Here is a 3,237-nt window from a genome sequence, read left to right as displayed (position 1 = left end):
TAACCATTCAATAAAAGATAAGGCAAATTATTTATCTTATAATATTTGGTCTTGTGGGGATTATACTAAAAACTTAAATGGCGTTGCACAAATCAATGATGGTTTAAATGTAGAATTATCTGATGAATACAGTTACAATGGAGATTACTGTTTTAAATATACTTCTAATTTAAATCAATATCAGGGAACAAATTTCAACACAATATCACTACCTAACAATACAACCCATGTAAAATTAACTTTAACCGCCATAAAAATAGTAAAGGGTGTTGAGGTTCGAATAAGTGAAAATAATGATTTTATTACTTTAACGGTACCTGAAAATAATAATCCTCAAACAATAACTCTTGAAAAAGAAATAACCATAACAAATAATTTTCAGATAACATTAATATTCCGTGAAAGTAATTGCATAGCATACATTGATAATATTTGCCTAATTACTCAATAAAAGATAAGAAAAACTTATTAACTCATAATGCTTGGACTGGTGGAGAATACCAGCATAATCTAACAAATATTTACATGGGTGAAGGTCAAGAAACTTTAATCTCTAATGAATGTTCACTGATAGGAGACACCTCCTTAAAAATAACTAGAACCGGAAACACTACGTATTGGACAGAAGTTAGAATATATAATGAACCTGTTTCATCAAAAGGGGAAGTAACACTATTTTCACAATATACAGTTAGAGTATATGCGATGATTGTTTTTAATGATGGTACGCAAACATCTAATTATATTGATGTTCCGCCGAATATTAGGCCTCAATGGATAAGTATATCTCTGCCAGATTATGATTATTCAAAAACAATAATGTTCTATTCGTTAAGGATTGTTTTAACACATATTAATGATTACTGTTTTGCAAGTAATTTTTCAATAACTGCTCAATAAAAGATAAGGCTAATTTATATGATCATCTTCACTGGAGTTTTGGTCAATACACGAATGATTTAACTTATCTTCGATTGCCAGACACGGTGAATTGTACAGTGGAATTAACTGATGAATATGGTATGAATGGGCAGGAAGCATTGAAAATAACTGCAACAAACTCTGGGGGAATTTGGGTTAGATGGGTTCAAAATTGTGCCTTTGAAAATAGTTTAATGTTAACCGAAACAGTACAGGTTAAATGCATTAACTGTAGAACAACATTTCATTTACAGAATAATTTTAAAGAACTCGTAAATAATAAGTCTTACTCAGCAGTGAGTGTGGATTCAAGTAATGATTATGAAGGGGAGTTATCAGTTTCATTAATTTTTGACAGTAATTCAAAACAGATACAAGGCCAAATTAACATGTATGATTTTGATGTGGGTAGTGTAATTTATTTAACTAATTTAAATGTAAGCCCATAAAAGATAAGGATAATTTCCTCACTCATAACCAATGGACATGCACGGATTACCTTAAAAATACGAATGGATTCACAAATTCTATTTATTGCTCGATTGTTTCAACAATAGATTATTATAGTAATGGTGAAAGAAGTCTAAAAATAATTAAAACCGGTGATGGGGGAGCATATGCTCGGATAAACTTCACTGGGGATATTTTAGAAAAAACAATCACATTAATAGGGATAATTAAAAACAATTCATTAACAAGCAGTATTTCATTATTTGAAATGTATGATAATGGGATTATTAATCAGGTTACTGTTAGTGTTCCTGCAAATATCCTTCAAGAAGTGAGTTTGTCTTTAACAACAACTAATCAAAATGATTATCTGATAATACAATTCTTGGTTTATGATGAGGCATTTATAGATGATCTTCAGCTGAACATTCAATAAAAGATAGGTTAAATTTATTCCCCGTAGATGTTTGGTGTTGTGGGGAATATTCCAATTCAGTATCTAGTTTTGGTCAGGGCGGTAACTCTGTGAAATCAGTGTCTAAAGATTGCTCTAGTATTGGGGATTCCTCAATTAAATTAACTCCATTCACACAAGATTATTATTATTTGGATTTCCGTTCAATTAATCTTTTTGATGAAGTTGGGAAGTCTGTTACTTTTACTGCTGATGTTTGTTCTAATTATGATTGTAAACTTGTTATTTACACTTATACTGGGTCATACTCTCAACTATGGACATTAATTCCTGCTAATACTCCTGGAACATATTCTGTGAGTAGGACAATACCTCTAGGTGTAGAACATATCTTATATCGTGTGGAACCTTGCACATTTGATTCTGGAAATTGTTATTGTTATACAGATAACTGGCGATTAAACTTATAAAAGATACTGCAAATCTATTATCCTTTGAATTATGGTCTGGAGGAGACTACGGGTCATCATTAGGATTAAGTTCAAATAATATATTAATATCCAAATCTAAGGAATACTCTATTAATGGGGACATTAGCATAAAATCCATAATTTCAAATGAAGCCAATCAGCAGTATATGGGATTCATTTTAACTAATTTTCCACAGAATGTTGATTTAACTTTTCAAGTAAACATCCTCTCTCTGGTTGCTTTAAGATTAAATGCGTTTCAAAATGTAAATGATACCTGGGCTAATAATTCTGTGAACATCCCCTCTGGGGAAACATTGGCGAATATTACAGTAAGTATTAATGAAAATGTGAAAACATTATGGTTAAGATTAGATGGAGTTAATATTGCAGTGGATACGGTATTTTATATTGATAATTTATCGTTAACTGTGGATTAACCTCCAGTTATCAGAATAAATTTTCCCATTGGATAAATTCATTATTCTTACTTGTATTTGATTTTCATCAGTGAATTCTGAACTGTTTAATGATAAGGTTAAATGTTGTGTTTCAGGTGAACTATGGAAATAGATTGCTTTGATAATTTTATTAGTTGAAGTAGTATCATTTCTAGTGACTAGGTACATTCCACCATCACATTCAGACAACACATCAATACTCGCAGTATAACTATAATTATATTCAGGATCATAGTAAAAAAAGCAGGTGTAATCGGACACCAAATAATCTTGAAGTATGCTTTTCTCAAAATTTGAAGACCACTCTTTTGATGATTCAAGGCTTCCTAATCCTATTGTGGTTGTGAAATAGATTTTATTGTTTTGTTCACTTGAAACAATACCGTGGTAATCTGTACCTGACCATAGGTTGAATCCACATAGGTTGTGTTTCTCTTTTATTGAATGGTTAGTCTCCAGTTATCTGTGTAAACATATTCTTCATTTACATTAGGATTTAATGCTATTAAACAAGTTAATA

At 30.8% G+C, this 3,237-nt stretch carries 7 protein-coding genes; 6 read left to right on the top strand and 1 reads right to left on the bottom strand.

The genetic code is table 11. The features are described 5' to 3' along the window. The 6 genes from ACJROP_RS09810 to ACJROP_RS09785 form a co-directional block, all read left to right on the top strand. The coding region (locus tag ACJROP_RS09810; protein WP_406535286.1) for a hypothetical protein at window positions 1-451 on the top strand (451 nt) is incomplete at its 5' end. Then, the gene (locus tag ACJROP_RS09805; protein ID WP_406535285.1) at window positions 433-900 is read left to right on the top strand and encodes a hypothetical protein; all 468 of its coding nucleotides are present in this window, start codon (window positions 433-435) and stop codon (window positions 898-900) included. The genes ACJROP_RS09810 and ACJROP_RS09805, both read left to right, overlap by 19 nt. Before the next feature lie 98 nt (window positions 901-998). Then, a complete protein-coding gene (locus ACJROP_RS09800) occupies window positions 999-1,370 on the top strand; it encodes a hypothetical protein (RefSeq protein ID WP_406535284.1) in 372 nt (123 codons plus the stop codon). 269 nt (window positions 1,371-1,639) lie between these two features. Then, window positions 1,640-1,807, top strand: coding sequence for a hypothetical protein (locus tag ACJROP_RS09795; RefSeq protein ID WP_406535283.1), 168 nt, complete (start codon window positions 1,640-1,642; stop codon window positions 1,805-1,807). Window positions 1,808-1,905: 98 nt separating this feature from the next. After that, window positions 1,906-2,256: a hypothetical protein gene (locus ACJROP_RS09790; protein ID WP_406535282.1), complete on the top strand. Its 351-nt coding sequence runs from the start codon at window positions 1,906-1,908 to the stop codon at window positions 2,254-2,256. A gap of 167 nt (window positions 2,257-2,423) precedes the next feature. After that, window positions 2,424-2,696: a hypothetical protein gene (locus ACJROP_RS09785; protein ID WP_406535281.1), complete on the top strand. Its 273-nt coding sequence runs from the start codon at window positions 2,424-2,426 to the stop codon at window positions 2,694-2,696. Here the strand turns inward: ACJROP_RS09785 and ACJROP_RS09780 are convergent. After that, window positions 2,682-2,981, bottom strand: a complete 300-nt coding sequence (locus tag ACJROP_RS09780) for a hypothetical protein (RefSeq protein ID WP_406535280.1) — start codon at window positions 2,979-2,981, stop codon at window positions 2,682-2,684. The genes ACJROP_RS09785 and ACJROP_RS09780 overlap by 15 nt on opposite strands. Between the last annotated feature and the right edge of the window lie 256 nt (window positions 2,982-3,237).

The sequence above is a fragment of the Methanobrevibacter sp. genome (assembly GCF_045220775.1).
GTDB lineage: Archaea > Methanobacteriota > Methanobacteria > Methanobacteriales > Methanobacteriaceae > Methanocatella.
This window is presented reverse-complemented; position numbering and strand designations above follow the sequence as displayed.

Excerpts from the sequence above, each read along its gene's own strand:
- ACJROP_RS09785 (WP_406535281.1), top strand. The coding sequence starts at position 2,424 with ATGGGATTCATTTTAACTAATTTTCCACAGAATGTTGATTTAACTTTT.
- ACJROP_RS09795 (WP_406535283.1), top strand. The coding sequence starts at position 1,640 with ATGTATGATAATGGGATTATTAATCAGGTTACTGTTAGTGTTCCTGCA.